Origin of the sequence: Mesorhizobium sp. M2A.F.Ca.ET.067.02.1.1 (genome assembly GCF_004023285.1) — a bacterium.
Lineage (GTDB): Bacteria > Pseudomonadota > Alphaproteobacteria > Rhizobiales > Rhizobiaceae > Mesorhizobium.
The window spans coordinates 1-388 of the sequence record NZ_RZSB01001494.1 but is presented as its reverse complement, the minus strand read 5'-3'; the positions used below and the strand labels follow the sequence as shown (position 1 = coordinate 388).

Sequence of the window (388 nt, the reverse complement as noted above, 5' to 3'; positions counted from 1 at the left end):
TTGCTGGAGACCCCGGCTGCTTCACTTGCGGGTGTGGCGGCCAAGCTCGATGCAGTGCTGAGCGAAGGGGAACCGGCGGAAGCCTGTGCTGAGTTTCCCTGGTTGCACATTCGCTCTGTGCTCGGAGATGTGATCCGTATCGGGCAAGAGCTTGTGCCGGAGCAGATCCTTCCGAACAGGCTGGCACTTCAAAATCAGGGCGGCGAGGAGGGTGCACTATTGGTGTCTCAAACGGAGCGAAAGGGGCCGCAGGGTGAAGAAACGAGACGACAAATTGCCCATCGTAGTCAAAAATTCTCCCTACACGGGCGGGAAAGCTGATTCATCCAATGCTTGCCCCCCGCCTTTCGGTTCAAGAAGGAAAAAGGCGGGCGCGTCATCCGTGCAC

At 58.2% G+C, this 388-nt stretch carries 1 pseudogene; it reads left to right on the top strand.

Annotation, left to right across the window (positions count from 1 at the left end):
- Nucleotides 1-321, top strand: a pseudogene (locus EOA28_RS39440) (hypothetical protein); the annotation flags it as partial.
- Nucleotides 322-388: the final 67 nt, after the last annotated feature.